At 65.6% G+C, this 26053-nt stretch carries 24 protein-coding genes; 18 read left to right on the top strand and 6 right to left on the bottom strand.

Annotated features, from left to right (window positions below; all coding sequences use genetic code 11):
• Genes EWH10_RS19705 through EWH10_RS19695 form a run of 3 tightly spaced genes read left to right on the top strand, consistent with a single transcriptional unit; the run spans position 1 to position 1388 of the window.
• Entirely contained in the window at positions 1-426 is a 426-nt protein-coding gene (locus EWH10_RS19705) for a YcgN family cysteine cluster protein (protein WP_025549626.1), read from the top strand.
• Positions 407-1117 (top strand): M48 family metallopeptidase, encoded by a 711-nt coding sequence (locus EWH10_RS19700; RefSeq protein WP_044660588.1) that lies wholly within the window; start codon positions 407-409, stop codon positions 1115-1117. The genes EWH10_RS19705 and EWH10_RS19700 overlap by 20 nt, the downstream gene beginning before the upstream one ends.
• Positions 1118-1124: 7 nt before the next feature.
• The gene (locus EWH10_RS19695; RefSeq protein WP_025549628.1) at positions 1125-1388 is read left to right on the top strand and encodes a hypothetical protein; all 264 of its coding nucleotides are present in this window, start codon (positions 1125-1127) and stop codon (positions 1386-1388) included.
• Between the two features lie 48 nt (positions 1389-1436).
• Here EWH10_RS19695 and trhO read toward each other — a convergent pair whose 3' ends face one another.
• Positions 1437-2273, bottom strand: coding sequence for an oxygen-dependent tRNA uridine(34) hydroxylase TrhO (gene trhO, locus EWH10_RS19690; protein ID WP_443096434.1), 837 nt, complete (start codon positions 2271-2273; stop codon positions 1437-1439).
• 65 nt (positions 2274-2338) lie between these two features.
• Between trhO and pdeM the strand changes: the two genes are divergently transcribed.
• Together pdeM and EWH10_RS19680 are read left to right on the top strand one after the other, a co-directional pair.
• Positions 2339-2998: a ligase-associated DNA damage response endonuclease PdeM gene (gene pdeM, locus EWH10_RS19685; RefSeq protein WP_025549630.1), complete on the top strand. Its 660-nt coding sequence runs from the start codon at positions 2339-2341 to the stop codon at positions 2996-2998.
• Between the two features lie 188 nt (positions 2999-3186).
• Positions 3187-5952, top strand: a complete 2766-nt coding sequence (locus EWH10_RS19680) for a TonB-dependent receptor (protein WP_044660589.1) — start codon at positions 3187-3189, stop codon at positions 5950-5952.
• On the opposite strand, the gene EWH10_RS19675 is transcribed toward EWH10_RS19680, so the two are convergent.
• On the bottom strand, positions 5930-6676 hold the full coding sequence (locus tag EWH10_RS19675; protein ID WP_044660590.1) for a YggS family pyridoxal phosphate-dependent enzyme: 747 nt from the start codon (positions 6674-6676) through the stop codon (positions 5930-5932). The genes EWH10_RS19680 and EWH10_RS19675 overlap by 23 nt on opposite strands.
• A 17-nt stretch (positions 6677-6693) precedes the next feature.
• Between EWH10_RS19675 and EWH10_RS19670 the strand changes: the two genes are divergently transcribed.
• Entirely contained in the window at positions 6694-7257 is a 564-nt protein-coding gene (locus EWH10_RS19670) for a thiamine phosphate synthase (RefSeq protein WP_044660591.1), read from the top strand.
• Positions 7258-7379: 122 nt separating this feature from the next.
• On the opposite strand, the gene yczR is transcribed toward EWH10_RS19670, so the two are convergent.
• On the bottom strand, positions 7380-8843 hold the full coding sequence (gene yczR, locus EWH10_RS19665; RefSeq protein WP_044662856.1) for a MocR-like transcription factor YczR: 1464 nt from the start codon (positions 8841-8843) through the stop codon (positions 7380-7382).
• An 89-nt stretch (positions 8844-8932) separates the two neighbouring features.
• On the opposite strand from yczR, the gene yczE reads away from it, so the two are divergent.
• A complete protein-coding gene (gene yczE / locus EWH10_RS19660; protein WP_065846194.1) occupies positions 8933-9535 on the top strand; it encodes a membrane protein YczE in 603 nt (200 codons plus the stop codon).
• A gap of 120 nt (positions 9536-9655) precedes the next feature.
• Positions 9656-10162 carry a DUF1993 domain-containing protein gene (locus tag EWH10_RS19655; RefSeq protein ID WP_065846195.1) on the top strand — a complete coding sequence of 169 codons (507 nt, stop codon included), beginning with the start codon at positions 9656-9658 and terminating at the stop codon, positions 10160-10162.
• A gap of 147 nt (positions 10163-10309) precedes the next feature.
• Here the strand turns inward: EWH10_RS19655 and EWH10_RS19650 are convergent, their stop codons facing one another.
• A complete protein-coding gene (locus EWH10_RS19650; RefSeq protein WP_025549637.1) occupies positions 10310-10792 on the bottom strand; it encodes a hypothetical protein in 483 nt (160 codons plus the stop codon).
• Positions 10793-10878: 86 nt separating this feature from the next.
• Between EWH10_RS19650 and gyrB the strand changes: the two genes are divergently transcribed.
• Genes gyrB through EWH10_RS19635 form a run of 3 tightly spaced genes read left to right on the top strand, consistent with a single transcriptional unit; the run spans position 10879 to position 14469 of the window.
• Entirely contained in the window at positions 10879-13386 is a 2508-nt protein-coding gene (gyrB, locus tag EWH10_RS19645) for a DNA topoisomerase (ATP-hydrolyzing) subunit B (RefSeq protein WP_044660593.1), read from the top strand.
• Positions 13387-13390: 4 nt separating this feature from the next.
• Entirely contained in the window at positions 13391-13954 is a 564-nt protein-coding gene (locus tag EWH10_RS19640; protein ID WP_044660594.1) for a DNA-3-methyladenine glycosylase I, read from the top strand.
• Between the two features lie 8 nt (positions 13955-13962).
• On the top strand, positions 13963-14469 hold the full coding sequence (locus EWH10_RS19635; RefSeq protein WP_044662857.1) for a COG3650 family protein: 507 nt from the start codon (positions 13963-13965) through the stop codon (positions 14467-14469).
• Between the two features lie 328 nt (positions 14470-14797).
• Here EWH10_RS19635 and EWH10_RS19630 read toward each other — a convergent pair whose 3' ends face one another.
• Positions 14798-15529, bottom strand: a complete 732-nt coding sequence (locus EWH10_RS19630; protein ID WP_025551889.1) for a hypothetical protein — start codon at positions 15527-15529, stop codon at positions 14798-14800.
• A gap of 229 nt (positions 15530-15758) precedes the next feature.
• Between EWH10_RS19630 and EWH10_RS19625 the strand changes: the two genes are divergently transcribed.
• From EWH10_RS19625 to EWH10_RS19600, 6 genes are all read left to right on the top strand, one after another.
• A complete protein-coding gene (locus tag EWH10_RS19625) occupies positions 15759-16208 on the top strand; it encodes a DUF3576 domain-containing protein (protein WP_025160613.1) in 450 nt (149 codons plus the stop codon).
• A 114-nt stretch (positions 16209-16322) separates the two neighbouring features.
• Positions 16323-18893 carry a leucine--tRNA ligase gene (gene leuS, locus EWH10_RS19620; RefSeq protein WP_044660595.1) on the top strand — a complete coding sequence of 857 codons (2571 nt, stop codon included), beginning with the start codon at positions 16323-16325 and terminating at the stop codon, positions 18891-18893.
• A gap of 99 nt (positions 18894-18992) precedes the next feature.
• Complete coding sequence (gene lptE, locus EWH10_RS19615; protein WP_025551884.1) at positions 18993-19487, top strand: LPS assembly lipoprotein LptE; 495 nt, start codon at positions 18993-18995, stop codon at positions 19485-19487.
• Positions 19484-20509, top strand: a complete 1026-nt coding sequence (holA, locus tag EWH10_RS19610) for a DNA polymerase III subunit delta (RefSeq protein ID WP_044660596.1) — start codon at positions 19484-19486, stop codon at positions 20507-20509. The genes lptE and holA overlap by 4 nt, the downstream gene beginning before the upstream one ends.
• Positions 20510-20607: 98 nt before the next feature.
• Positions 20608-21012 (top strand): peptide-methionine (R)-S-oxide reductase MsrB, encoded by a 405-nt coding sequence (msrB, locus tag EWH10_RS19605; RefSeq protein WP_044662858.1) that lies wholly within the window; start codon positions 20608-20610, stop codon positions 21010-21012.
• A 156-nt stretch (positions 21013-21168) separates the two neighbouring features.
• Positions 21169-23244 carry a transglycosylase domain-containing protein gene (locus EWH10_RS19600; RefSeq protein ID WP_044660597.1) on the top strand — a complete coding sequence of 692 codons (2076 nt, stop codon included), beginning with the start codon at positions 21169-21171 and terminating at the stop codon, positions 23242-23244.
• Positions 23245-23456: 212 nt separating this feature from the next.
• Here EWH10_RS19600 and EWH10_RS19595 read toward each other — a convergent pair whose 3' ends face one another.
• Complete coding sequence (locus EWH10_RS19595) at positions 23457-24413, bottom strand: aspartyl protease family protein (protein ID WP_025551146.1); 957 nt, start codon at positions 24411-24413, stop codon at positions 23457-23459.
• A 256-nt stretch (positions 24414-24669) separates the two neighbouring features.
• On the opposite strand from EWH10_RS19595, the gene rho reads away from it, so the two are divergent.
• Positions 24670-25926: a transcription termination factor Rho gene (rho, locus tag EWH10_RS19590; protein ID WP_007689303.1), complete on the top strand. Its 1257-nt coding sequence runs from the start codon at positions 24670-24672 to the stop codon at positions 25924-25926.
• The last annotated feature ends 127 nt before the right edge of the window (positions 25927-26053 follow it).

Genomic DNA, 26053 nt, shown 5'->3' with positions numbered 1-26053 from the left:
TTGGACTTCTGGGAAAAGCCCCTCGACAGACTGGACCGCGCGGAGTGGGAAGCGCTGTGCGACGGCTGCGGCAAATGCTGCCTGCACAAGGCGGAGGATGAGGATACGGGGCGCATCTACCCCACCAATGTCGCCTGCCGCCTGCTGGACCGGCATAGCGGGCAGTGCACCAACTATAAGGAACGCCGCCGCTTCGTGCCCGATTGCGTGCGGCTGACCCCCGCCAAGGTGAAGACGATAAGCTGGCTGCCGCGCACCTGCGCCTATCGGCTGCGGGGCGAGGGCAAGCCATTGCCCGAATGGCACTATCTGATCTGCGGCGACCGCGAGGCGGTGCACCGGGCCCAGGAGTCCGTGCGCGGCTGGACCATTGCGGAAGCCGACGCCGGCGATTGGGAAAACCATCTTGTCGACAGAGAACTCTGACGCCGAAATCCTGATCGACGGCATCGCCGTTCCGGTGCGGGTCCGCCGGTCGGCGCGGGCCAAGGCCTATCGATTGTCGCTGGATCAAGCGCGGGGGGAGTTGCGGCTCTCGCTGCCGACCCGCGCCAATCTGAAGCGGGCGCTCGGCTGGGCGCAGGAGCATGAGGGCTGGGTCCGGTCGCAAATGGCGCGGCAGCCAGCGCAGGTGATGCTGTGCGACGGCGCCGTCTTCCCGCTGGAGGGGCGGGAGGTGCGCATCTGCTGGGTCGAGGGCGCGTCCCGCACGATCCGGCTGGAGGGCGACCGGCTGCTGCTGGGCGGCGCGGCGGAATCAATCGGGTCGCGGGTGCTGCGCTGGCTCAAGATGCGGGCCAAGGCCGTGCTGGAGACCGAAAGCCATGAAATGGCGCGGGACAATGGGCTGATCGTGGCGTCGGTCGGCATTGGCGATCCGCGCAGCCGCTGGGCGAGCTGCGCCTCCAGCGGGGCGATCCGCTATAGCTGGCGGCTGATCCTCTGCCCGCCGGAGGTGCGCCGGGCGACCGTGGCGCATGAGCTGGCGCATCTGCTGCACATGGATCACAGCCCTGCCTTTCACGCGGCCCACAAGCGGATATTGGGCGAAGACCCCCGGCCTGCGCGGGCCTGGCTGCGCACCCATGGGACCGCGCTGCACCGCTTCGTCGGGTGACAGGCCCATGGGCAGGAAGAAGCGCTATCTGACAGCGACGATGCCGGATGGCTATGTGAAGACCATCGGGCCCACGGCGGACGCCTTCACCCATTATTGGCGCATCGTCGCGATACTGGAGAATGGCAGGACGGAGGTTTTCTGGGGCCACAGCCGCTCGCTGGCCGAGGCGAAGAGGAAGCGGACGGCGGCGGAAGAAGGCGCGCGGATGCGCGGCTGGAAACGCTATGCGTTCGAGATAGCGGAACTGGTCGAAACGCCAGCCCGGTGAAGTGCAAGCTGCTCCTGCGAAGGCGGGATCACGCTATGCCCTGATCCTTCAGCCCTGGTTCCTGTGCGGCCAGACGCCCGACCCGTCCGCCGCGCAATCATGCGCAGCGTCCCGCACATGCGGCAAGCCGCAGGCCCGGCAGGTGACATAATCGCCCGCCTTCAGCCCATGGCCCACCGCCACGCGCTCGTCGAACACATAGCAGTTGCCCTGCCAAAGGCTGTCCTCTTCGGGCATTTCCTCCAGATAGCGCAGGATGCCGCCGCGCAGATGATAGACCTCCTCAAAACCGCGGGCCCTGACCAGCGCGGTCGATTTCTCGCATCTTATGCCGCCGGTGCAGAACATGGCGATGCGCGGCGTGCGGCCCTCCTCGCGCAGCTTTTCGGCAAAATCGTCGAACCAGGCCGGGAAATCGCGGAAGGAGCGGGTGCCGGGATCGATCGCCCCTTCGAAGCTGCCCACCGACACTTCATAGGCGTTGCGCGTATCGATCACGACCGTGTCCGGATCGGCTATCAGGGCGTTCCATTCCACCGGATCGAGATGCGTGCCCGCCTGATGCGCCGGGTCGAGATCGCCCGCGCCCAGCGTCACGATCTCCGCCTTCACCTTCACCTTCATCCGGGCGAAGGGCGGGCTGTCGCCATGGGCATATTTGACGTCGAGATCGGCGCAGCCCGGATATGCCCGGATATGCGAGACCAGCGCCGCAATCGCCCTCTCGCTCCCCGCGACCGTGCCGTTGATCCCCTCCCCGGCGACGATCAGCGTGCCGCAGGTGCCAAGGTCGGCGCAGAGCAGGCGCAAATCGCGGGCAATCGCCTCCGGATCGGCGAAGCTCGCGAAACGGTAAAGCGCGGCAATGGTGAAAGCGGATTCCATGGCAGCGCCCATAGCCGCTTCGCTGCCCTCTTGAAAGCGGCGGGGCAAGGGGGCATAGGCAGGCCATGGTTCCCCTTTCGTTCGCGGGTCATGATTTTCTGGCGTTGGCGGAGGCTGCGCTGTTCTGGCCGGCGCGCTCCGCCCTGCTGGTGGCCGACCTGCATTTCGAAAAGGCAAGCTGGTTCGCCCGATCCGGGCAGTTCCTGCCGCCCCATGACAGCCTGGCGACGCTGGACATGATCGAGATGCTGGTGGAACGGACGGGCGCGCGGGCCGTCTGGTCGCTGGGCGACAGTTTTCACGATGCCGATGGCGCGGCCCGGCTCGATCCGGCGGCGCGGGCAAGACTGGCCGTGTTGACGGACAGGCTCGACTGGGTCTGGATCACCGGCAATCACGATGCCGGCATGGCGCGGACGCCCGGCGGCACGCGTCGCACGGACATGCAGGTGGACGGCATCTGGCTGCGGCATGAGGCGGACCCTGCCGACCCCCGGCCGGAAATATCAGGGCATTTCCACCCCAAGTTCCGCCTGTCCGTGCGCGGACGCCATGTGTCGCGGCGCTGCTTCGTCGGATCGCGGACCAAATTGATTCTGCCTGCCCTTGGCGCCCTGACGGGCGGCCTCGATGCCGGTCATGGCGAGATTCGCCGGGTGATGGGATCGGGTGCGGCCGCCCTGGTGCCGGTCGCCGGCCGGCTGCTGCGTTTTCCCATTGCTTAGGCGGACGTAACGGAAACCGGAATTTAAGCTGTCTCCTTTAGGTGACAGTGCATGAGAATCCGGTCACCATGGGGGATCAAAGCCTCTGAAAAGCAGGCATATCTTGCCTTCATCCTGCTGTGGCAGCATAGTTCGACAATAATTCGACGCGACGCAAAGCCGCGCGGATAAGGAGAGGGAGCATCATCATGAAGAAGAGCCTTTGGCTGATTTCTGTCGGTGCCGTTGCATTGGGCAGCAGCGTTCCGGTCGCATGGGCGCAGGACGGCGGAACCGCGGTCGATCCGGAAAGCGTCAACATCATCGTCACCGCCACCCGGCGCGCCAGCCCGCTGTCGGACGTGCCGATCGCCGTGTCCGCCGTGACGGCGCAGGCGATGCAAAATAGCGGCGCGACGGATATTCGCGCGCTCAACCAGCTCGCCCCTTCGCTGCTGCTGTCCTCCACGGGGACAGAGGCCAATGCCTCTGCCCGCATCCGCGGCATCGGCACGGTGGGCGACAATCCGGGGCTGGAAAGCTCGGTCGCGGTGTTCATCGACGGCGTCTATCGCTCGCGCACCGGCGCCGGCCTCAACGAACTGGGTGAGATCGAGCGGGTCGAGGTGCTGCGCGGTCCCCAGGGCACGCTGTTCGGGCGCAACGCCTCCGCCGGCCTCATCAACATCATCAGCAAGGCGCCGGAGTTCAAGCTCGCGGGCAAGGCGGAGATCACTTACGGCAATTATGATTATTGGCGCCTTGCCGGCCGCATCACCGGGCCGATCAGCGATCAGCTGGCGCTGAGCCTGGACGGCGTCTGGTCCAGGCGCGACGGCTTCTACGATCTGGTGAACGCCAGCGGGGCCAAGGTCGGGGAAACCAATGACCGCGACCGCTATTTCCTGCGCGGGCAGGCGTTGTTCGAGCCGAACGACGCGCTCTCCATCCGCCTCATCGGGGATTATACCCATCGCGACGAAAGCTGCTGCGGCGCCGCCTATATGGAGACGCGGGAACGCCGTCCGGTCGCCGGCGGGGGCTACAGCACGGCGCCCTTCAACCGGATCGCCGCCATTCTGGCGGGGCAGGGCAGCGTCTTTGCCGCCGATCCCTATGACCGCGACCTCACCATCACGGCTGGCCGGAATTATGTGAGCAAGCTCAAGGATTGGGGCGTTTCGGGCGAGATCAATTATGATCTGGGCGGCGCCAAGCTGACTAGCATAACCGCCTATCGCGATTACAAGAGCCAGGACTATGGCGATTACGACTATAGCGGGGCCGACCTGCTCTACCGCGATCCCAACACCTATCGCCAGTTCAGGACCTTCACCCAGGAACTCAGGGCGCAGGGATCGGCCTTCAACGATGTGCTCGACTGGCTGGTCGGCGGCTATTATGCGCATGAAAAGCTGACGCTGGAGGATAATATCGTCTTCGGCGCGGACTATGGCCGCTTTGCCGCCTGCCGCCTGATGGCGGGGGCAGGCGTCAACAGCAATTTGACGGCGGCGCAGCTTGCCGCTTGCGGCAGCGGGCTTGCGACGCAGGCGCTGATCGCCGGCACGCAGGCGCAGCTCAACGGCGGCCTCGTCCTTGCCGGCGTTCCAGCCTTGCAGGCCGGGGCGATTTCGACCGGCCTGGGCAATGGTCTCCGCGCGCTGGCGGCGATCCCTTCGGGCACCGGCGACATTGCCTCGCTCTACCATCAGAAGAGCGAGAATTGGGCGTTGTTCACCCATAATATCATCCATATCGCAAAGCAGCTCGATCTGACGCTGGGTCTTCGCTACACCCATGAGAGCAAACGTTTCTCGGCGGACCTCAACAATAACAACGCCACCTGCGCGGCCTTGCAGGCCTCCAGCCTGCCCGCCATCGCGACCAATGCGCAGCTCGGCAGCGCGGCGGCCCTGGCGGGCGGCATCCTGACCCTGGGCTGTCTCGGCAACGGATCGACCGGGCTGAACGCGCTCGACCTCAATGACAAGATCAGCGACGGGGAGTTTTCCGGCACCGCCGTCCTGTCATGGAAGCCGATCGACGAACTGCTGGTCTATGGCAGCTATTCGAAGGGCTATAAGGCGGGCGGCTACAATCTCGACCGCTTCCAGCTCGGATCGACGGGCCTGAACGCGGTGCCGGCCGTGTTCGCGCCGCGCACGAATGCCGACGTCACCAGTCTGCGCTTCGCCGCTGAAAAGGTCGATGCGTTCGAAGTGGGCCTGAAATATACCCAGCCCAAATGGAGCGCCAACATCGCCGCCTTCCGGCAGGAGTTCAAGAATTTCCAGTTGAACACCTTCAACGGCACCAGCTTCGTCGTCCAGAACATCAATGGCTGCGACGGCGCGCTGACGGCGGCGCGGACCTGCGCGGGCGGCGATGTGGGACCCGGCCTGATCAGCCAGGGCGTGGAACTGGAACTGTCGGCAACCCCGGTGCGGAACGTGCGCGTCGCGGGGGGCTTCACCTATGCCCGCGCCAAATTCGCCAACCGCCTGGTCGGCAGCGGCGACGGAACGGTGCCGCTCGATCCGGCGCTGTTCCTGCTGCCGGGTTCGATCAACTCCCAGGCGCCGGAAGTCGTGACGACGGTCAGCGCGTCCTGGACGCCTTCGCTCGGCTCCAACGGCCTGTCGGCGCTTTTCTATATCGACGGGCGCATGAGCAGCGACTTCAACACCGGATCGGACCTGTTCCCCGAAAAGCGGCAGGACGGCTATGCGGTGTTCAATGCCCGTGTCGGCATTCGCGGGCCGCAGCAGCGTTGGGCGGTTGAATTCTGGGGCCAGAACATCTTCAACCAGGACTATAGCCAGGTCGCCTTCAGCAGCCCGCTACAGTCGAGCAGCCCGTCCACCTCGACCACCGGCCAGTTCGCCCTGGGCGCACCAATGGCGAACCAGTTGATCTCCGCCTATCTGGGCGATCCCCGCACCTACGGCATCACCCTTCGCGGGAGTTTCTGATCATGCCCCTGCCGCTCCCCGGTGCCGGGCGAGCGGCAGGGCGCTCCCCGAACAGGGCCGTGCCGACGCGGATGTGCGTGGCGCCCAGCATGATCGCGGTTTCATAATCCCCCGACATGCCCATGGAGAGCTGTTCCATCCCCTCCTCCCGCGCCATCTTGGCGAGCAGCGCGAAGAAGGGCGCGGGTTCGATGTCGGCCGGCGGCACGCACATCAGGCCCAGCAGCGGAATATCCGCGTCCCGGGCCGATCGGATCAACGCGGGCACGTCGGCAATCGGACAACCGCCCTTTTGCGCTTCCGCACCGATATTGACCTGCACGAAGCAGGGCACCCGCCTGTCCGCCGCGTCCATGGCCTTGGCCAGCGCCGTCAGCATCGACGGCCGGTCGAGCGAATGGATGACATCGAAAAGGGCGACCGCGTCGGCCGCCTTGTTCGACTGGAGCTGACCGACGAGGTGCAGTTTAAGGCCCTCATGCTCCTCCCGCAGGGCAGGCCATTTGCTTTCCGCTTCCTGCACGCGATTTTCCCCGAAGACCCGCTGGCCTGCCGCGATCAACGGGCGGATGGCGTCCGCCGCCTGCGTCTTCGACACGGCGATCAGGGTGATGTCGTCGGCGGTGCGGCCGGTAAGGCGGGCGGCGCGGCCCATGGCGTCGTGTATCTCGGCCAATCGGTTCGCGGCCAGCCGGTCTGCGGCTTCGATGCTGTCGGTCGTCATGGCGGCTGCTATAGGCGATGGCCATGCAACGCCGCCACCGCAAAAAATTGCCGACGATCTGGTTGATGACCGACGAACGCATCGGGGAGCCCGCCCTGCTGGCTGCTGTCGCCCGTCTGCCCAAGGGGAAGGCGGGAGTCATATTCCGGCACTATCGCACGGCCGCGGCGGAGCGGCGCGCCCTGTTCGATCGGATCGCCCGGATTGCCCGAAGGCGGCGGCTGGTGCTGATGCTGGGCGGCACGGCGGCGCAGGCGCAGGCCTGGCGTGCCGATGGCTGGCACGGACGTGACCGGCGGCGGGCAGGAAAGGCGCTGCTCCACAGCAGGCCGGTGCATGATGGGCGGGAGATGGCGGAAGCCGTGCGCTATGGGGCAAATATCGTCCTGCTCTCGCCACTCTTCCCGACGCGCTCGCACCCCGGTTCACCCCTATTGGGGCGAGCGGGCTTCGCCGCCCTGGCCCGGCTCGCCCCGATGCCGGTAATCGCCCTGGGCGGGGTGAACGCGGCGCATCGGCATATGCTGAAGGCAATCGGCGCTTCCGGCTGGGCCGCCATCGACGGCCTGTCGGGCCGGTGACGGCGGTAAGGGCGGGCGATCCAAAGGCCGCACCTTATTCTCGCGAGCCGCTTGTCTCCTGCGGATTCCTCCGCAGGAGCATGCCGCGCCGATGGCAGTTCATGACCCATATCCGCCAGCGCTCAGATCAACCGATCCGCCTCCAACGCCGCCGCCAGGGAATCGCGGCCGCGCGGCATGCGGGCGTGAAGCCGCGCATCGGCTTCCGCCAACCGCTCGACGCCAGCGGTCAGTTGCTCCTCCGATAAGGTGAAGGGCAGGCGGAGGAAGCGCTCGAACGCCCCGCTCACGCCGAAGCGCGGCCCAGGCGCGACACGCACGCCATGACTCTCGGCAATGGCGGCCAGCGCCGTCGCCTCGCCGCGCGGCAGTTCCGCCCAGAGCGACAGGCCGCCGGCAGGGGATTCGGCACGCCAGTGCGGCAGGTGTCGTTCGATCAGCCCCAGCAGATGATCGCGACGCCCCCGCAGGATCGCCGCCCGCGGGCCAAGCCCTTCGTCGCTATCGATCAGATGCGCGACGGCAAGCTGCTCCACCACCGGGCTCGCCATGTCCATCGTCGTGCGCAGTCGTCCCAGCGCCGCGACGGTCTGCGGATCGGCGCGAATCCAGCCGACGCGCAGCCCACCCCAGAAGATCTTGCTGGCCGAACCCAGGGTGATGACCTGCCGCCCGGAAGGATCATGCACCGCGACTGGCGGCGGCGGCATATTGTCCAGACCCATCGCCGCCATGGTCTCGTCGATGATCAGCGGCATATGGCTGCGCGTCGCCGCGGCCACCAGTGCGCGGCGGGTGCCCGGGTCCATGCTGCGCCCCGTCGGATTGTGGAAATCCGCGATGATATAGGCGAAGCGCGGACTGGTCTGGCGGAAGGCCGCTTCCATCGCGTCGATGTCCCATCCCTGCGCGGGCAGGCCGACAGGCACCGGCACGACATGGGCGCGCTGCAAGGCCTGGATCGCATTGTGATAGGTGGGATGGTCGATCACCGCCCGGTCGCCCGGTCCCGCCAGCCAGTGGAGCAACAGCGAAAATCCCTGCTGCGCGCCGTTGGTGACGATGATCTGGTCCGGACTGGTGGGACATCCCCGCCGCTCATAATAGGCGGCGATCGCCCGGCGCAGCGGCGGCAGGCCCAAAGGATCGTACCCCAGCTCGCCCAGAAAGGCGGGCAGGGCCTCCACCGCGACCTGATAGGCGCGGCCCACGCCCGGCGCGGCCGGCAATGCGGCATGGGTCCAGTTCAGGATATTGCCGCCGTCGATCATGTCGATTTCCGGCAGGGCCTGTTCCATCCGGCCGGGCGGCAGGCGGGTGACGCTGCCCGATCCCTGCCGGCTTTCCAGAAAGCCTTCGTCGCGCAGCCGGTCGAAGGCGGCGGCGATGGTCGTGCGGCTGAGGCCCAGCGCGGCGGCCAGTTCCCGTTCCCCGGGCAGGCGGACGTTCAGGCCGACGCGCCCATCCAGCACCAGCATCCGCAGCGCCTGCGCCAATTGGCGATAGGCGGGCTCCGCGCTGTCTTCGGCGCGCCAGGCGCCCAGCAGGCGAAGCAGGGAAGGCGGCCGCAACAGGGAAGTGGACATGACCATAGGTTCCAATCCGGAAAGGGAGGAGGCCACTTACCCAATAATGGCCATTTTGTAAAAGGCCATTTCGGGTGATTTCAACCGCCATGATGATGCACCGCCGCCTTTTCCAGCTTTTCTGGGGTCTTGGCCTTTATGGCTTCTCCATGGCCCTGATGCTGCGCGCCGATCTGGGGCTCGATCCCTGGGACGTGCTGCACCAGGGATTGGCGCCGCGCCTGGGTCTGAGTTTCGGCATGACGGTCAATCTGGTCGGGGCGATCGTGCTGTTGCTCTGGTGGCCGCTGCGTCAGCGGCCCGGTATCGGCACGGTCTGCAACATTGCGGTGATCGGCACGGCGGTGGACCTCAGCCTGATGATCCTGCCCACGCCGGAGGGTTATGCCATGCGCTTCGCCTGGTTGGCGGCGGGGATCGTCCTCAACGGCATTGCGGGCGGCGCTTATATCGGCGCGGGGTTGGGCCCGGGCCCGCGCGACGGGGTGATGACGGGCTTCTGCCGCCGGACCGGATTGCCGGTCAAATGGGTCCGCACCGGTATCGAGATCGGCGTGCTGGCGGTCGGCTGGCTGCTGGGCGGCACGGTGGGCCTCGGCACCCTGCTCTATGCGGCGACGATCGGGTGGATCGTGCACCATGCCTTGCCCTTCTTCACCATTGTCCCGCGCGAACGCCCCGCGCTTGGCTGATCCGGTTGCCCCCTGACCGGCCGGCATGGAGTCCGCCGGCCGGTCCTTTTATTTCGCGCGGGTATCGACTGTGGTGATCCACGCCATATCTAGGCGCCTCACGATCATGAGGAGAGCCTGGTGGCGACCGACCTGTACGACCTGACCGTTTCCGTCTTCATCCGCGGGCTGCGCAACCTTTCCGCCATTCTGGAGAAGGGCGCCGCCCATGCGGAAGAAAGGGGCATCGATCCACTGACGCTGACGCAGGCGCGCCTGATCGGGGACATGGCTCCGCTCACCGGACAGGTGCAATATGCCAGCGACAGCGCCAAGGGGGCGGTGACACGCATCGGTGGGCTCGATCCGGTTGCCATGCCCGATACGGAGCAGAGCTTTGCCGACCTGCAAGAACGGATCGGCAAGACCATCGCCTTCCTGGAATCCGTGCCTCGCGAGCGGATCGACGGGCGGGAGGATGCGGAAGTGATCCTCAAGGGCCCTCGCGGCGAATTCCGCTTTACCGGACGCAGCCATGCGCTGGGCTTTGCGCTGCCCAATTTCTATTTTCATGTTTCGACCGCCTATGCGCTGCTGCGGCAGGCGGGGGTGCCGCTGAGCAAGATCGATTATCTGGGTGGGATTTAGCGGCCGGGTGGCGACGGTCGTCATAAGGCATTCCCCTCCCGCCTGCGGGAGGGGTTAGGGGCGAGCGCAGCCAGCCTCCAGCCTTGCCGTCAGCAAACCACCGCCGATGTCGCGCCCGCCCGCTCCCGCCTGCGGGCGGCGCACCCCCTAACCCGCGATCAACCGGATGGCGGCGCTCGACACCCAGCCGCTGGGGCAGGGGCCGTCATAGGGCTGCTTGCGATCCACCGGTCCGGACACGCCGCAATCCACCGGGGCCGCGGCATTGTCGGCAGGAGGATCGGGGACCAGAACGACGCCCAGCCATTTCTGGTCGAGGCTGCGGGTGCAGACCCATGCGCGGCTGCCCTCCGCCATGCGGGCGACTTCTCCGGCGTCCGAAAAGGGCGCGGCCCGGACCGCCGCTCCTCCGGCGCCTACGCGCACCGCCTGGCCCATCGCGCCGCAGGCGTCGAGGCGCGGACCGTCCTCCCCAATGGTCACCGGGCGGACGAGGCGCGATTCCAGGCGGGTTTCCGGCACCTCCTCCCGCGGTGCGCCGGCAAGCGAACTGTTGGGCAGTTCCTCCAGCACGTCGCTGCTCTTGGAGCAGGCGGCAAGCATCAGGACCAGGGTCAGGATCATGCGCATAGCCGCCTGATAGACCCTGCCCGGCGCAGGCGATAGCCGCCATGTTTCGCTTTAGTTTGCTGCCCCTTTTCCCTATATGCTCGGATATGAGCGAGGAAAGTCAGAACAACCCCAACAGCAATGCCTATGGCGCCGACAGCATCAAGGTCCTGAAAGGGCTGGATGCCGTGCGGAAGCGGCCCGGCATGTATATCGGCGACACCGACGACGGTTCCGGCCTGCATCATATGGTGTTCGAGGTCAGCGACAATGCCATAGACGAGGCGCTGGCCGGCCATTGCGACCGCATCCTGATCACGCTCAATCCCGACGGATCGGTCAGCGTGGAGGATAATGGCCGCGGCATCCCCACCGACATCCACAAGGAAGAGGGCGTCTCAGCGGCCGAGGTCATCATGACCCAGCTCCACGCGGGCGGCAAGTTCGAGAACACGTCGGACGACAACGCCTATAAGGTGTCGGGCGGCCTGCACGGCGTGGGCGTCAGCGTGGTGAACGCGCTCAGCGAATATCTCGACCTCAACATCTGGCGCGACGGCAAGGAGCATTATATGCGCTTTGCCTATGGCGACGCCGTGGCGCCGCTCAAGGTGATCGGGGACGCGCCCGCGGGCAAGAAAGGGACGAAGGTCACTTTCCTCCCCTCGACCGAGAAAGTGCCCGGCGACGGCGGCACGTTCAAGAACCACACCGAATTCGATTTCGAGAAGCTGGAGCATCGCTATCGCGAACTCGCCTTCCTCAATTCCGGCGTGCGGCTGTTCCTGATCGATGCGCGGCATGAGGAGAAGAAGGAGATCGAGCTGTTTTACGAAGGCGGCATCGCGGCCTTCGTGAAGTGGCTGGACCGCAACAAGCAGCCGCTGATGCCCGATCCGATCGCGATTTCGGGCAGCCGCGACGATGTCACCATCGACGTCGCGCTGGAATGGAACGACAGCTATTATGAAAATGTCCTCTGTTTCACGAACAACATCCCGCAGCGGGACGGCGGCACCCACCTTGCCGCCTTCCGCGCTGCGCTGACCCGGACGCTCAACAATTATGCCGACAAGTCCGGCCTGTTGAAGAAGGAAAAGGTCTCGCTGACCGGCGAGGATATGCGCGAAGGCCTGACCGCCATCGTGTCGGTCAAGCTGCCCGATCCCAAATTCTCCTCGCAGACCAAGGACAAGTTGGTCAGTTCCGAAGTGCGTCAGCCGCTGGAAAGCCTGATGGCCGACAAGATGGCGGAATGGCTGGAGGAAAATCCCCAGCATGGCCGCATGATCGTGCAGAAGGTGATCGACGCCGCCGCCGCCCGCGAAGCCGCGAAGAAGGCGCGCGAACTCACCCGGCGCAAGGGGGTGATGGACATCGCCTCGCTGCCCGGCAAGCTGGCCGACTGTCAGGAACGCGATCCCGCCAAATCCGAACTCTTCCTGGTGGAGGGCGATTCGGCCGGCGGTTCGGCCAAGCAGGGGCGCAACCGGCATAATCAGGCGATCCTGCCGCTGAAGGGCAAGATTTTGAACGTAGAGCGCGCCCGTTTCGACCGGATGCTCTCGTCCAAGGAAGTCGGCACGCTGATCCAGGCGATGGGCACCGGCATCCGCGACGATTTCAACCTGGAAAAGCTGCGCTACCACAAGATCGTCATCATGACCGACGCCGACGTCGACGGCGCGCATATCCGCACGCTGCTGCTGACCTTCTTCTACCGCCAGATGCCGCAGATCATCGAGGCGGGGCATCTCTTTATCGCCCAGCCGCCGCTCTACAAGGCGACGCGCGGCCGGTCGGAGGTCTATCTCAAGAACGAAGCCGCGCTGGAGCAGTATCTGGTCGACAATGGCGTCGAATCCATGGCGCTGGAAACGACCGGGGGCATGCGGTCTGGCGAAGACCTGCGCCACCTGATCGAGCATGGCCGGCGGATGCGCGCGGTGATGCGCTATGTGCCGCGCCGCTACAATCCCGCGATCATCGAAGCGCTGGCGATCAACGGCGCGCTCGATCCGGAACTCAGCCATGAGGCGCAGGCCGAGCGGTTGACGAACACCGTCCGCTGGATGGATGCGCAGGACGAAGAGGGCAGGTGGACCGGCCGGATCGCGGAGGAGGGCGGCTTCCATTTCGAGCGGCTGTGGCGCGGCGTCACCGACCATCACATGATCGAGGCGGGCTTCATCGGGTCGGCCGAAGCGCGCAAGCTGCACGCCATCGCAACCGAGGAGGCGGACAGCTATCGCACCGCCAGCCGTCTGGTCACGGCCAAGGCGGCGGCCGCCGCCGAGGAGGCGGGGGATGACGATCTGCCGGTCGCGACCAAGGGTTCGACGGCGGTCACGCGGCCCAGCGAATTGCTGGAGGCGATCCTCGCTGCCGGGCGCAAGGGGCTGGCGATCCAGCGGTACAAGGGCCTTGGCGAGATGAATGCGGAACAGCTTTGGGAAACCACGCTGGACCCCGATAATCGCTCGATGCTGCGGGTGGAGGTCGAGCAGGCGGACGTTGCCGACGAGATTTTCACGCGGCTGATGGGCGATGTGGTCGAACCGCGGCGCGAGTTCATCCAGGACAATGCGCTGAACGTCGCCAATCTGGACGTCTGATCCGATGGAGCGGGTCCGTTGCGGTTGGGCTGGATCGGACCCGCTTTATTGCGCCTATCATGACAGCGAATGGGGCGTTCCGGAACGCGATCCGCGGATGCTCTGGGAAACGCTGATGCTGGAGGGCTTCCAGGCGGGCCTCAGCTGGATCACCATATTGCGCAAGCGGGAGACGTTCCGCGCCGCCTTTGCGGGGTTCGATCCGGACAAGGTTGCGCGCTTCGACGGGGCCGATGTCGAACGGTTGATGGGCGACCCCGGCATCATCCGGGCGCGGGCGAAGATCGAAGCGACGATCGGGGGCGCTCGGATTTTCTGCGATATGCGGGAACGGGGCGAGGATTTCTCCGCCTATGTCTGGAATTTCGTCGGGGGCGAGCCGATCCGGAACGATGGCCTGACCTTCCCGGCCAGAACCGACCTTTCGGAAGAGATTTCCCGAGACCTCAAGAAGCGCGGCTTCAAATTTGTGGGCCCCACCATCGTCTATGCATGGATGCAGGCGATCGGGATGGTGAACGATCATGCGGTGGATTGCTTCCGGCGGGATGAGGTCGGCAAGGCGTGAGACGATTCCTGCCGCTGGTCCTGTGTGCGCTGGCGGGGTGTGGCGGCGACGGGATGCCCACGGCCAATAGCGCGCAGCCTCACGCCTCCGCACCGATCGGGACGCCGGACCCAGCGCCAGGCCAAGGCCCTGAAAATATTTCGAAACTGGTTCCACGTGGAACAGAGGCACGTGGGACGGAGGAGAGCCCGCCGGTCAGCTCTCCCGGCGTTAAGCATGCTGTGGACGATGGTTATCGGGCGATCGGGACCGAGCCTTTCTGGGCCGTGACGGTAAAGGGATCAACCGCCGTGCTGGAGCGTCCGGACAGGGCGCCCGTCCGCTACGCCATATCCCGGAACGACGACCCGCGGGCTGTCCGTTTCCTGGGCGAGGGCTTTTCAATGACCGTAACCGAAGGGCCATGCAGCGACGGCATGAGCGATGCGGTCTGGTCCGACCGCGTGGCGGTGGCCTTTGGCGAGGGAACGCTGAACGGCTGCGGCGGCTTGCGGGACGATCAAGGCGAACCGTAGAGCCAATCGACATTCAGAAGATGACGAGCCGAGCCGAAGGCCACCGAAGGTAAAATGGTGGTTTTCCGTGACCCGGAGCGCAGCCTACTCAAAGTAGGTGAGCACCGGAAGCACGGAAAAGCGCCATTTGCAGGCCGTCAGGGCTGAATGTCGATTGGCTCTAAAGCCCCCGGTTGCCGGGCGACACAGGGCGCTCAGGTCTTTCTGCCGGATGGAAGCGGGACATGCTCCCGCCCCGGACCATGGTTCGGCCTGGACGGGACCAACGCTGGACAAGACAGAAGCCGAGGCAGGCATGATGCCGCTCAACCTCTTTCCTCAAGCCGTTTTAGAATTTGAAGATCGTGCCCAGATAGACGGCCTGCGCATCCTGCCGGTCGTCGGTCATCGGCGTCAGGCGTCCGGCAAAGCTGTTATTATAGCGAATGCCCGCGGTGACGTTCAGATTGCGCGTCAGCGAATAGGAACTGGCCAGATCCAGCGAATAATCCTTGTCCGCGCTGGGGTTGCGGATCGTCGCGGCCGGTTCGCGGCGGCTCTCGATCAGCACCTTGGTGCTGAAACGGTCCTTGCGGCCCTGATCCAGCGAGAAATTCCTGGCGCCCGCCATCGGCTCGACGGCGACCGGGTCCAGTTCCTTGCGGCCCACCGCTTCGGGCAGGGCGAACTTGCGCCAGTTATGCGCGCTGTTCAGGCTGAAGGCGACGGGCGCGATGCTCACCGGGTCCAGCGTCCGGCTGATCGCGACGCGATCGTTCAGGTCGGCGGCGCGCACCATGACGGTGACCGAGCGCTGACCGCTCAGCGACCCGCTGGTGGGGGTGAAGCGGAAATTCTGGCGACTCGCGGACGCGGCGATCTTCGCATAGGCCGCCGCCAGGCGCGGGTCCTTGGTCGTCGGCGTGAAGGAGGAGATGCTGCCCAGCGCACCCAGCGAAACCGGCGTTTCGGCGCGCATGCGGACAAGGTCGGTGGCCGCCCCGATGGCAGGGGACAGCATGAAGCCGGCCACGGCGACCGCCGAGCCTGCCAACGCTATATGTCCCCTTTTCAGGCGCATGTTCCGAATCTCTTCCCCGCCGACTACTTTTCTATGGTCCTTCATATACGCAAGGCTCTGGAATTGGTAGAGCGCCACCGGTTTTTTGTCGGAGCTGTTGCACGGAACACACAGGACTCGCCCCGGTTGCACGGCGGGTCGTCGTCGCGCCGTCCCGGAGTCCCCCTTGCCCATTGCCGCCGGTCCTCTATAGAAGCGGGGCGTTTACTCGTTTGATGGGACAATAATGATGGTCCGCCGCCTTTCTTCGCGCCTTTCCGCCGGTCTGCTGCTGGCTGCACTTCTGCCGCTCGCCGCCTGCGGGGGCGGCGCCAAGGACCGCCCGAAGGCGGACCTCGCCGCATCGAAGGTGACGACCATCGGCGTCAACGCCTATCTGTGGCGCGCCAGCCTCGACACCCTGTCCTTCATGCCGATGGTCCAGACGGATTCGAACGGCGGCGTGATCGTCACCGACTGGTACGCCAATCCGAACAGCCCCAATGAGCGGATGAAGCTGACCGTATCGATCCTCGACCAGGATCTGCGCGCCGATGCGCTGCGCGTCGCCGCCAGCCGCCAGGTCAGCCAGGGCGGCCAGTGGGTCGACGTGCCGGTGCAGGCCGCGACCGTGCAGAAACTGGAAGAGATCATCCTGACCAAGGCCCGCGACCTGCGCCGCATGGCGATTGCGGGCTGATCGCGGCGTCGATTTCCGTTCGCCCTGAGCCTGTCGAAGGGCCATATGTTCTTGAAGAGTAGTGCAGGGCTTCGACAGGCTCGGCCCGAACGGCACTTGAGTTAAGGATTATCCATGCAAAGGCGCTTCAACCCGCTTGAGGCCGATGCCCGCTGGCAGGCCGTCTGGGACGAGAAGCAGACGTTCAAGGCGTCCGACAGCAGCGACAAGCCGCGCAGCTATGTGCTGGAGATGTTTCCCTATCCCTCCGGGCGCATCCATATCGGCCATGTCCGCAACTATTCGATGGGCGACGTGCTGGCCCGCTTCCGCCGGATGACCGGGCATGAGGTGCTGCACCCGATGGGCTGGGACGCATTCGGCATGCCCGCCGAAAACGCCGCGATGGAGAAGAAGGTGCATCCCGGCGCCTGGACCCGCTCCAACATCGCGACGATGCGCGCGCAACTCAAGAAGCTGGGCTTCGCGCTGGACTGGAGCCGGGAACTGGCGACCTGCGAGCCGGACTATTACGGCCATGAACAGGCGCTGTTCCTGGACATGCTGGAAGCGGGCCTGGTCTATCGCAAGGAATCGGCGGTCAACTGGGACCCTGTCGACATGACCGTGCTGGCGAACGAGCAGGTGATCGACGGCAGGGGCTGGCGATCCGGCGCACCGGTCGAAAAGCGCAAGCTGTCCCAGTGGTTCCTCAAGATCACCCAGTTCGCGGACGATCTGCTGGCGGGCCTGAAGACGCTCGACCAGTGGCCGGACAAGGTGAAGCTGATGCAGGAAAACTGGATCGGCAAGTCGGTCGGCCTGCAATTCCGCTTCAGGCTGGACGCGCCGGTCGGCGGAATCGGTGAGCTGGAGGTCTTCTCCACCCGCCCCGACACGATTTTCGGCGCCAGCTTCGCGGCCGTCGCCGCCGATCATCCGATTGCGCTCGCCCTGGCGGAAAAGGATGCGGCGCTCGCCGCCTTCGCGGAGGAATGCCGCCAGACCGGCACCGCCGCCGCCGAGATCGAGACCCAGGAAAAGAAGGGCTATGACACCGGCCGGTCGGTGATCCACCCCTTCACCGGTCGCAAGCTGCCCTTGTTCGTCGCGAACTTCGTGCTGATGGACTATGGCACCGGCGCCGTCATGGCGGTTCCGGGCCATGACCAGCGCGACCTCGACTTCGCGCGCAAATATATGCTGCCGGTCGAGCGCGTCGTCGCCGCCGAAGGCGACGAAGCCAAGGGCATTGGCGACGAGGCCTATGTCGGCCCCGGCAGGCTGGTGAATTCCGACTTCCTCAATGGCCTGGGCGTCGAGGAGGCGAAGGCGCAAGTCATCCGCCGCGCCGAAGAGGGCGGCTGGGGCACCGGCACCACCGTCTTCCGCCTGCGCGACTGGGGCGTCTCGCGCCAGCGCTATTGGGGCACGCCGATCCCCGTCATCCATTGCGAGGATTGCGGCCCCGTGGGCGTGCCCAAGGACCAGCTTCCCGTGGTCCTGCCCGAAGACGTCAGCTTCGACATTCCCGGCAATCCGCTGGACCGGCATCCGACCTGGAAGCATGTCGACTGCCCGAAATGCGGCAAGGCGGCGCGGCGCGAGACCGACACGCTGGACACCTTCGCGGATTCAAGCTGGTATTTCATCCGCTTCGCCAGCCAGCCCAAGGACAGGCCGTTCGACCGGGAAACCGTCGAGAAATGGCTGCCCGTCGGCCAATATATCGGCGGCGTGGAACATGCGATCCTGCACCTGCTCTACGCCCGTTTCTGGACCCGCGCGCTCCGGCATATGGGCCAGATCGGCTTTGCCGAACCGTTCACCGGCCTCTTCACCCAGGGCATGGTGACGCATGAGACCTACAAGGCGGCTGTCCCTCTCCCGGTTCCTGCCGATTATGATGGCTCGCAGCCGGAAATGCATGCTGCCGAGATTTGGGTTTCGCCCGCTGAGGTCGAACGCCGGGACGGCAAATGCTTCCTTGTCGGGACCGACAGTGAAGTCACCGTCGGCCGCGTCGAGAAAATGTCCAAGTCCAAGAAGAATGTCGTCGATCCGGACGACATCATCGCCCAATATGGCGCGGACGCGGTGCGCTGGTTCATGCTGTCCGACAGCCCGCCGGAGCGCGACCTGCCCTGGACCGAGGCGGGCATCGAAGGCTCCTGGCGCTTCGTCAACCGCCTGTGGCGGCTGTTCGGAGAAGCCGACAAAGCGGCAGAGGGGAAGGACAAGACGCTCGACCGCAAGCTGCACCAGACCATCGACGGCGTGGCGAAGGACATTGAGGCGCTGTCCTTCAACAAGGCGGTGGCGAAGATCTACGAACTCACCAATGCAGTCGAAAAGGCCACGCCCTCGGCCAGCCGCAGCGCGGCGATCCGGGCGCTGGCTTTGCTGGTCGCGCCCATGACCCCCCATCTGGCCGAAGAGGCATGGGCCGACATGGGTGAGGAAGGTCTGATCGCGGACGCGGCCTGGCCGGCGGTCGATCCGGCATTGCTGGTCGAGGATGAAGTCACCATCGCCTGCCAGGTGATGGGCAAGCTGCGCGACACCATCACCGTTCCCAAGGGCACCCCCAAGGACGAGCTGGAACGTCTGGCGCTCGCCGCGCCCAATGTGGTGCGGACGCTGGACGGCGCGACGCCCAGGAAGGTGATCGTGGTGCCGGATCGTCTGGTGAATTTGGTTATCTGACAACATCCGTTCGGGCTGAGCCTGTCGAAGCTCTTTACTTCTCTTTGGGGAAGAACGGCCCTTCGACAAGCTCAGGGCGAACGGTTAAGGGTAGGTCTTATGAAGCTCTGGCCATTGCTCTTCGTCGCCCTGTCCCTCTCCGCCTGCGGCCTGCGCCCGGTCTATGGCGGGGGCGGCCACGGCCCGGTCGCGCAGGCGCTGGGCAATGTCGAGGTGCAGCCGATAGAGGGCAAGGGCGGCTGGCTGGTGCGCAATGCGCTGAACGACCGGCTGGCGGCGATGAGCGGCACCGGACCCGGTTACAAGCTGGTGGTGAAGCTGGACGACAATATCAGCGGCTTCGGTCTGCGCTCCGACGCCGCCGTCACGCGCGAGCGGCGGACCCTGCGGGCGCGCTATCAGCTTATCGACGGCGCAACCGGCGCGCAAATTCTGGACGATACCGCCGGATCGGATGTCGGCATCGACGTGGTCTCCAGCGAATATGCGACCATCGCGGCGGAAGACACCGCCCTGGAACGCCTGTCGCAGACCATTGCCGACCAGATCGTCGCGCGGCTCGCCCGTTTCGCGGCGCGGGACAAATCCCGTTGAAGGCCAATCGCGGCCAGATCGAAAAGGCGCTCGACGCGCCGCCTGCCGACTGCCGCTTCTTCCTGCTCTACGGACCCGACGAAGCGGGCAGCACGGCGCTCGCCAAGCGGCTGGAGCGCGCCATGGGGCCGGAAGCGGAGCGGGTCGACCTGGACGGACCGACTCTGCGCGACGATCCGGCGCGGCTGGCGGATGAAGCGGCGTCCTTCTCCATGTTCGGGGACAAGCGCTGGATTCGCGTCACCGGCATGGGGGAGGAATCGCTGCCCGCCCTCAACGCCCTGCTGGAGGCGGAGGCGGCGGGCAATCCCGTCATCGCCATAGCGGGCGCGCTCAAGGGCACGTCGAAGCTGCTCAAGCTCGCGCTCGACCACAAGCAGACCATGGCCTTCATATCCTACCAGCCCGACGCGCGGGAGGCGGAGCAGATCGCCATCGCCATCGCGCGGGAAGGGGGGCTGCGCCTTTCGCCCGAACTGGGCCGCCGCATCGCCGATCTTGCCAATGGCGACCGCACGCTGATGGCCGGGGAGGTGGAAAAGCTGGTCCTCTATCTCGACGCCGCGCCGGACCGCCCGCGCGAAGCGACGGAGGAGGCGCTGGACGCCCTTTCCGCCGACAATCCCGACAGCGACGCCGCGCCGCTGGTGAATGCCGTGCTGGGCGGCGACCTGCGCGGCATGCACCGGGAACTGGGGCGGCTGGCGGAGGCGGGAACGGCGATGGCGGCGGTGCTGCGCCCGCTGCTGGCCCGCGCCATGCTGCTCGCCAATATCCGCACCGATTTCGATGACAGCGGCCGGCTGGAAGGCGCGGTCGAGGCGGCGGGCAAGCAGGTCTTCTGGAAGGAAAAGGGCATCGTCACCCGGCAGGTCCGCATCTGGGACGCGCCCGGCATCGCGCGCGTCATCCACAGGCTCGCCCAGGCGGAGCGCGCCAGCCGGTCGGGCAGGGGGCTGGGCGACCTGATGGTCCGGCACGAACTGCTCGCCATCGCCCGCCAGGCGGCGCGGGAGCGATAGAGGTTTCTCCCGGGCGCTGCCGCCGGCCGCGGGAGCGCCGTTACCCAGATCATGCTAACCGCTTGATCGCACGCCCGCCCACCGCCATATTGCCGGGCATGGACAAGCTCAACCTGACCGACGCCGAATGGCGCGAGCGCCTTTCCCCCGAACAATATCATATTCTGCGGGAGGGCGGCACGGAACGGGCCTTCACCGGCAAATATAACAGCAACAAGGCCGATGGCCGCTATTTCTGCGCGGGCTGCGGCGCCGAACTGTTCGATGCGGACGAAAAATATGACAGCGGATCGGGCTGGCCCAGCTTCACCGCGCCGGTCGACATCGATGCGGTCGATGAAATCCGCGACACCAGCCATGGCATGATCCGCACCGAAGTCCGCTGTTCGAATTGCGGCGGGCATCTGGGCCATGTCTTCCCCGACGGTCCGGGCGTCAACGGCCTGCGCTATTGCATGAACAGCGCGTCGCTCGATTTCAAGCCGCGCGACGAAGGCGAATGATCGTTCATCGCCGGTAAAGCGGCGCTTCCCTTGAGGATGACGGGCGATTTCGGCAGAGGCGAAATCGCGCATGACGGAGAAATTCCGGCTTTTTTGCGCGGCCTGCACGGCTTTTCCACTGGCCGCCTTTTCGTTTAGCGCATATCCGGGCGAACCATGGCACGATCAGGCAAGAGCAGCGAACCGCGGGGCAAATTGAAGACATGGCTGGTGCGGGGCCTGAAGATCGGCCTCGTCGGCGGCCTCAGCGCGCTTGTCGCGATCGTCGTGGCGGTGGTGATCGCCTATCAGTCTCTGCCCGACTATGAATCGCTGAAGTCCTCGCCCAACGGCCAGATGATCCGCGTCCATGCCGCCGACGGCAGCGTCATCGTATCGCTGGGCCCCAGCTTCGGCCGCTGGCTGAGCTACGACCAGATTCCGACCGTGATGGTCGATGCGATGGTTTCGACCGAGGACAAGCGTTACTATCTGCACCCCGGCGTCGATCCCATCGGCATGGCGCGCGCCGCCTGGGTGGCGCTGGAGCGGCGCGGCAGCGGCCGCCGCTGGCAGGGCGCGTCCACCATCACCCAGCAGGTGACGCGCAACATCTTCCTCAACAACAGCTACAGCTGGGGCCGCAAGGTGCGCGAAATGGTGCTGGCCCTCGCGCTGGAGCGCAAATTCTCCAAGCGGCAGATCCTGGAGCTTTATCTCAACAAGGTCTATTTCGGCGGCGGCGCCTATGGCATCGACGCGGCCAGCCGCAAATTCTTCGGCCACCCGGCCACCAGCCTGGATCTGCCCGAAGCGGCGATCGTCGCCGGCCTGGTGAAGGCGCCCTCCAGCTATTCCCCGACCGCCGACGCCGATGCCGCCATCGGCCGCGCGGGCGTGGTGCTGGAACTGATGGAGGAAAATGGCAAGATCAGCGCGGCGGAACGCGCTTCGGCCGGTCTCCAGAATGTAAGGATGGCGCCCGAACCGCCGCAGAACAGCGTCCGCTACTTCACCGACTGGGCGCTGCCGCAGCTCGACACGCTGATCGATGAGCCCAATGAGCCGCTGGAGGTCTACACCACCATCGACCTCAACATGCAGAAGGCGGCCACCGCGGCGATCCAGGCCAATGTGCCCAGCGGCACGCAGGGCGCGCTGGTTTCGCTCGACCGCGACGGCGCGGTGCGGGCGATGGTCGGCGGGCTGGACTATGTGAGCTCCAACTATAATCGCGCGACGACCGCGACGCGGCAGCCGGGTTCGGCCTGGAAGATCTTCGTCTACATGGCGGCGCTGGAGGCGGGCTATACGCCCGACACCGGCGTCACCGACAGTCCGGTCGACATCAACGGGTGGAAGCCGCGCAACAGCAATGGCCGCTTTTCCGGCGACATCGATATCCGCACCGCCTTCGCCTATTCGGTCAACACCGTGGCGGCGAAGCTGGGCGTGGAGGTCGGCTTCCCCACCGTGGCGGACATGGCGCGCCGCTTCGGCATCACCACGCCGATCAACACCCATCCCTCGATGGTGCTGGGCACGTCCGATGTGCGCCTGATCGACATGACGCGCGCCTTCGCCTCCATCGCGCGCAAGGGCGTGGCCGTGACTCCCTATGGCATCACCCGGGTGACGACCGCCGAAGGCCGCCTGCTCTACGAACATCAGGACGACACCAGCCGGGTGCTGGTCGCCCCCTGGGTCGCGGCGGGGATGACCGACCTGATGCAGACCGCCGTCAGCACCGGCACCGGCAGGGCCGCGCAGATCGGCCGCCCCGTCGCCGGCAAGACCGGCACCACCAGCAGCAACAAGGACGGCTGGTTCCTGGGCTTTTCCAGCGGCATCACCACCGGCGTCTGGATGGGCCGCGACGACGCCCGCGCCGTGGGCGTCCTCCAGGGCGGCCGGGCGCCGGCCCATGCCTTTGCCGACTATATGAAGGTCGCCGTCGCGAAACGCCCGGTCGAACAGTTCGAAACGCAGGTGACGCTGCCCGAATGGCAGCTCGAACCGGATGAGGAGGCCTATTATGGTCAGCCCGACGGCGGCACGGACAGCGGCATGATGGTCGATGAAAACGGCCTTCCCATAGAACGGGCGCAGCAGCCGCCGGAGGATGAGGAACAGCCGGACGATAGCGGGCAGGCGGCGCCCAATCCCGCCGACCGGCCGCAGCCGCCGCGTCTGGACCAGCAATGGATCGACAATGTGCTGGGCCGCAATCGGCAGCAGCCGGCGCCACATTAGAGCCAATCGACATTCAGATGATGACGAGCCGAAAATGGTGGTTTTCCGTGACCCGGCGCGCAGCCTACTCAAAGTAGGTGAGCACCGGAAGCACGGAAAAGCGTCATTTGCAGGCCGTCAGGGCTGAATGTCGATTGGCTCTAGGGCATGGTGCGGAAAAGGCTGCCCTGAGCCTGTCGAAGGGGGCCACCGGTTTTCCGCTTAAACCATGCCTAACCCGCCGCTCTCCGCGCCGTCGCGAAGCGTTTCCGGTCGAGCAGCCCCGTATCCGGCAGCAGGAAGTCGACCTTCCCCCGCCCGAAGTCGATCGCCACCCGGTCGAACAGCTTGAGCGCGTCGATGCCGAGCAGCAGCGCGGGCTTGTCCTGAAGCTCCAGTTCCGCGAAGGGCTGGGCATCCGCGAACATCACCGGCATCTCGTTCAGCGTGACCTGCCCCATGCGCACCCGGTCGATCAGGCCCGCCTGGCCCGACAGCGTCTCTCCCGTCACGCTGGTCAGCGTCACCAGCTTCATCGCGGGCGCTTTCTTCTTGCGCACCAGCTTGTTCATCAGCGCCATATTGCCGACGCTGACCGAAGTGCCGGTGTCCAGGATGATGCTGACCTGCATCCCGTTCACGTCGGAATCGAGCAGGATCAGCTGCCCCTGGCGCCGCCGCGCCTCGACGACGATGACATTGGGGTCGCGCCAGCTCCGCTTGCTGTTGCTGATCTCCATCTGGCCCGTGCGGAAATTCAGCAGCAGCCGCTTGGCGTGCAGGCCGTCCAATCCCAACAGTCCCGGCGCGCCGATATGCTCGCCTTCCAGCACCGGCGCCTCTATGTCGTCCACCACGGTCTTGCCGAAGCCCAGGCGCGGGACGGCCACCGTGTCCACCTCCGCTCGGCCGGTCATGCTGATCACCGTCACCCGATCCCGCAGCGGCAGCGCAAGCCGTTCGGCCAGGGCGCGGGAAATGACGGTGCGCTGCGATCCGGTGTCGACCACGAAATTCCACGGCCCCCTGCCGTCGATCTGGATGGGGATGGTGATGCGGGCGTCGTCGCTGGCAATGGTGCGGATCACCGCCGGCGGCTCTTCGGGGTCCAGCGCCGGGCGATCCTGCGCCGCAAGGGGAGGGCTGGCGATCGCGATCGCGATGCCCAGAGCGGCGCGCCAGCGTCCCATCTCCCGTTCCTCCTAATTTTATTCCTGTATAGCATGAGCGCCCCGGTTCCGCCCATCCCATTTCATTCGCGGCAGGGCGCATATCGGCAATTTCCGTTCAACTGAACGGCTCAGCCACCTTGACTTGGCCTATGGCAGATCGCTAAACGCCAGACATTCTATCCCGCCCGTCCGGCGCGGGTTTCCCCGAGTCATTGCCGGGCAGACCTTCCCCATTTCTCCTTCCTCGTCTCTCATTCCATCGGACTTCACGCGAATGCACCTTAAGGATCTCAAGAAAAAAGCGCCCGCCGAACTCGTGACCATGGCGGAGGAACTGGGCGTCGAAGGCGCATCGACCCTGCGCAAGCAGGACCTGATGTTCGCGATCCTCAAGGTCGAGGCCGACAATGGCGAGCAGATCATGGGCGAGGGCACGATAGAGGTGCTGCCCGACGGCTTCGGCTTCCTGCGCTCGCCCGAAGCGAACTTCCTCGCCGGTCCCGACGACATCTATGTCTCGCCCAACCAGGTCCGCAAATTCGGCCTGCGCACCGGCGACACGGTGGAAGGCGAAATCCGCGCGCCCAAGGATGGCGAGCGTTATTTCGCGCTGACCAAGCTCATCTCGGTCAATTTCGACGATCCCGAAGTCGTCCGCCATCGCGTCAATTTCGACAATCTGACGCCGCTCTACCCGACGCAGAAGCTGACGCTCGACGCGACCGACCCGACCGTCAAGGACAAGTCGGCCCGCGTCATCGACATCGTCTCGCCGCAGGGCAAGGGCCAGCGCGCCCTGATCGTCGCGCCGCCCCGCACCGGCAAGACGGTGCTGCTCCAGAATATCGCCAAGGCGATCACCGACAATCACCCCGAAGTCTTCCTGATCGTCCTGCTGATCGACGAGCGTCCGGAAGAAGTCACCGACATGCAGCGCAGCGTGAAGGGGGAGGTGGTTTCCTCGACCTTCGACGAACCGGCGCAACGCCACGTCCAGGTCGCTGAAATGGTGATCGAAAAGGCCAAGCGCCTCGTGGAACACAAGAAGGACGTGGTGATCCTGCTCGACTCGATCACCCGCCTCGGCCGCGCCTACAACACGGTGGTGCCGTCCTCGGGCAAGGTGCTGACCGGCGGCGTCGACGCCAATGCATTGCAGCGGCCGAAGCGCTTCTTCGGCGCGGCGCGCAATATCGAGGAAGGCGGTTCGCTCTCGATCATCGCCACCGCGCTGATCGACACCGGCAGCCGCATGGACGAAGTCATCTTCGAAGAGTTCAAGGGCACCGGCAACTCGGAAATCGTGCTGGACCGCAAGGTGGCGGACAAGCGCATCTTCCCGGCGCTGGACGTCGGCAAGTCCGGCACCCGCAAGGAAGAACTGCTGGTCGACAAGGCCAAGCTTTCCAAGATGTGGGTGCTGCGCCGTATCCTGATGCAGATGGGCACGGTCGACGCGATGGAATTCCTGCTCGACAAGATGAAGGATTCCAAGACCAACGAGGATTTCTTCGATTCGATGAACCAGTAAGCCGCGGCATGGGTTGTGCTTCTGCCGGAGGCGCGCATCCATTCCATCGCGCCGCCGCGATTTTTCGGGCCGTCGGACTCCGGTCTGGCGGCCCCTTTGTTTTGGGCCATATTTTCAGGGGATAGCA

Source organism: Sphingobium fuliginis (assembly GCF_004152845.1).
Lineage (GTDB): Bacteria > Pseudomonadota > Alphaproteobacteria > Sphingomonadales > Sphingomonadaceae > Sphingobium > Sphingobium fuliginis.
The sequence above is the reverse complement of the archived record's forward strand: the minus strand, read 5'-3'. Positions and strand labels throughout refer to the sequence as shown.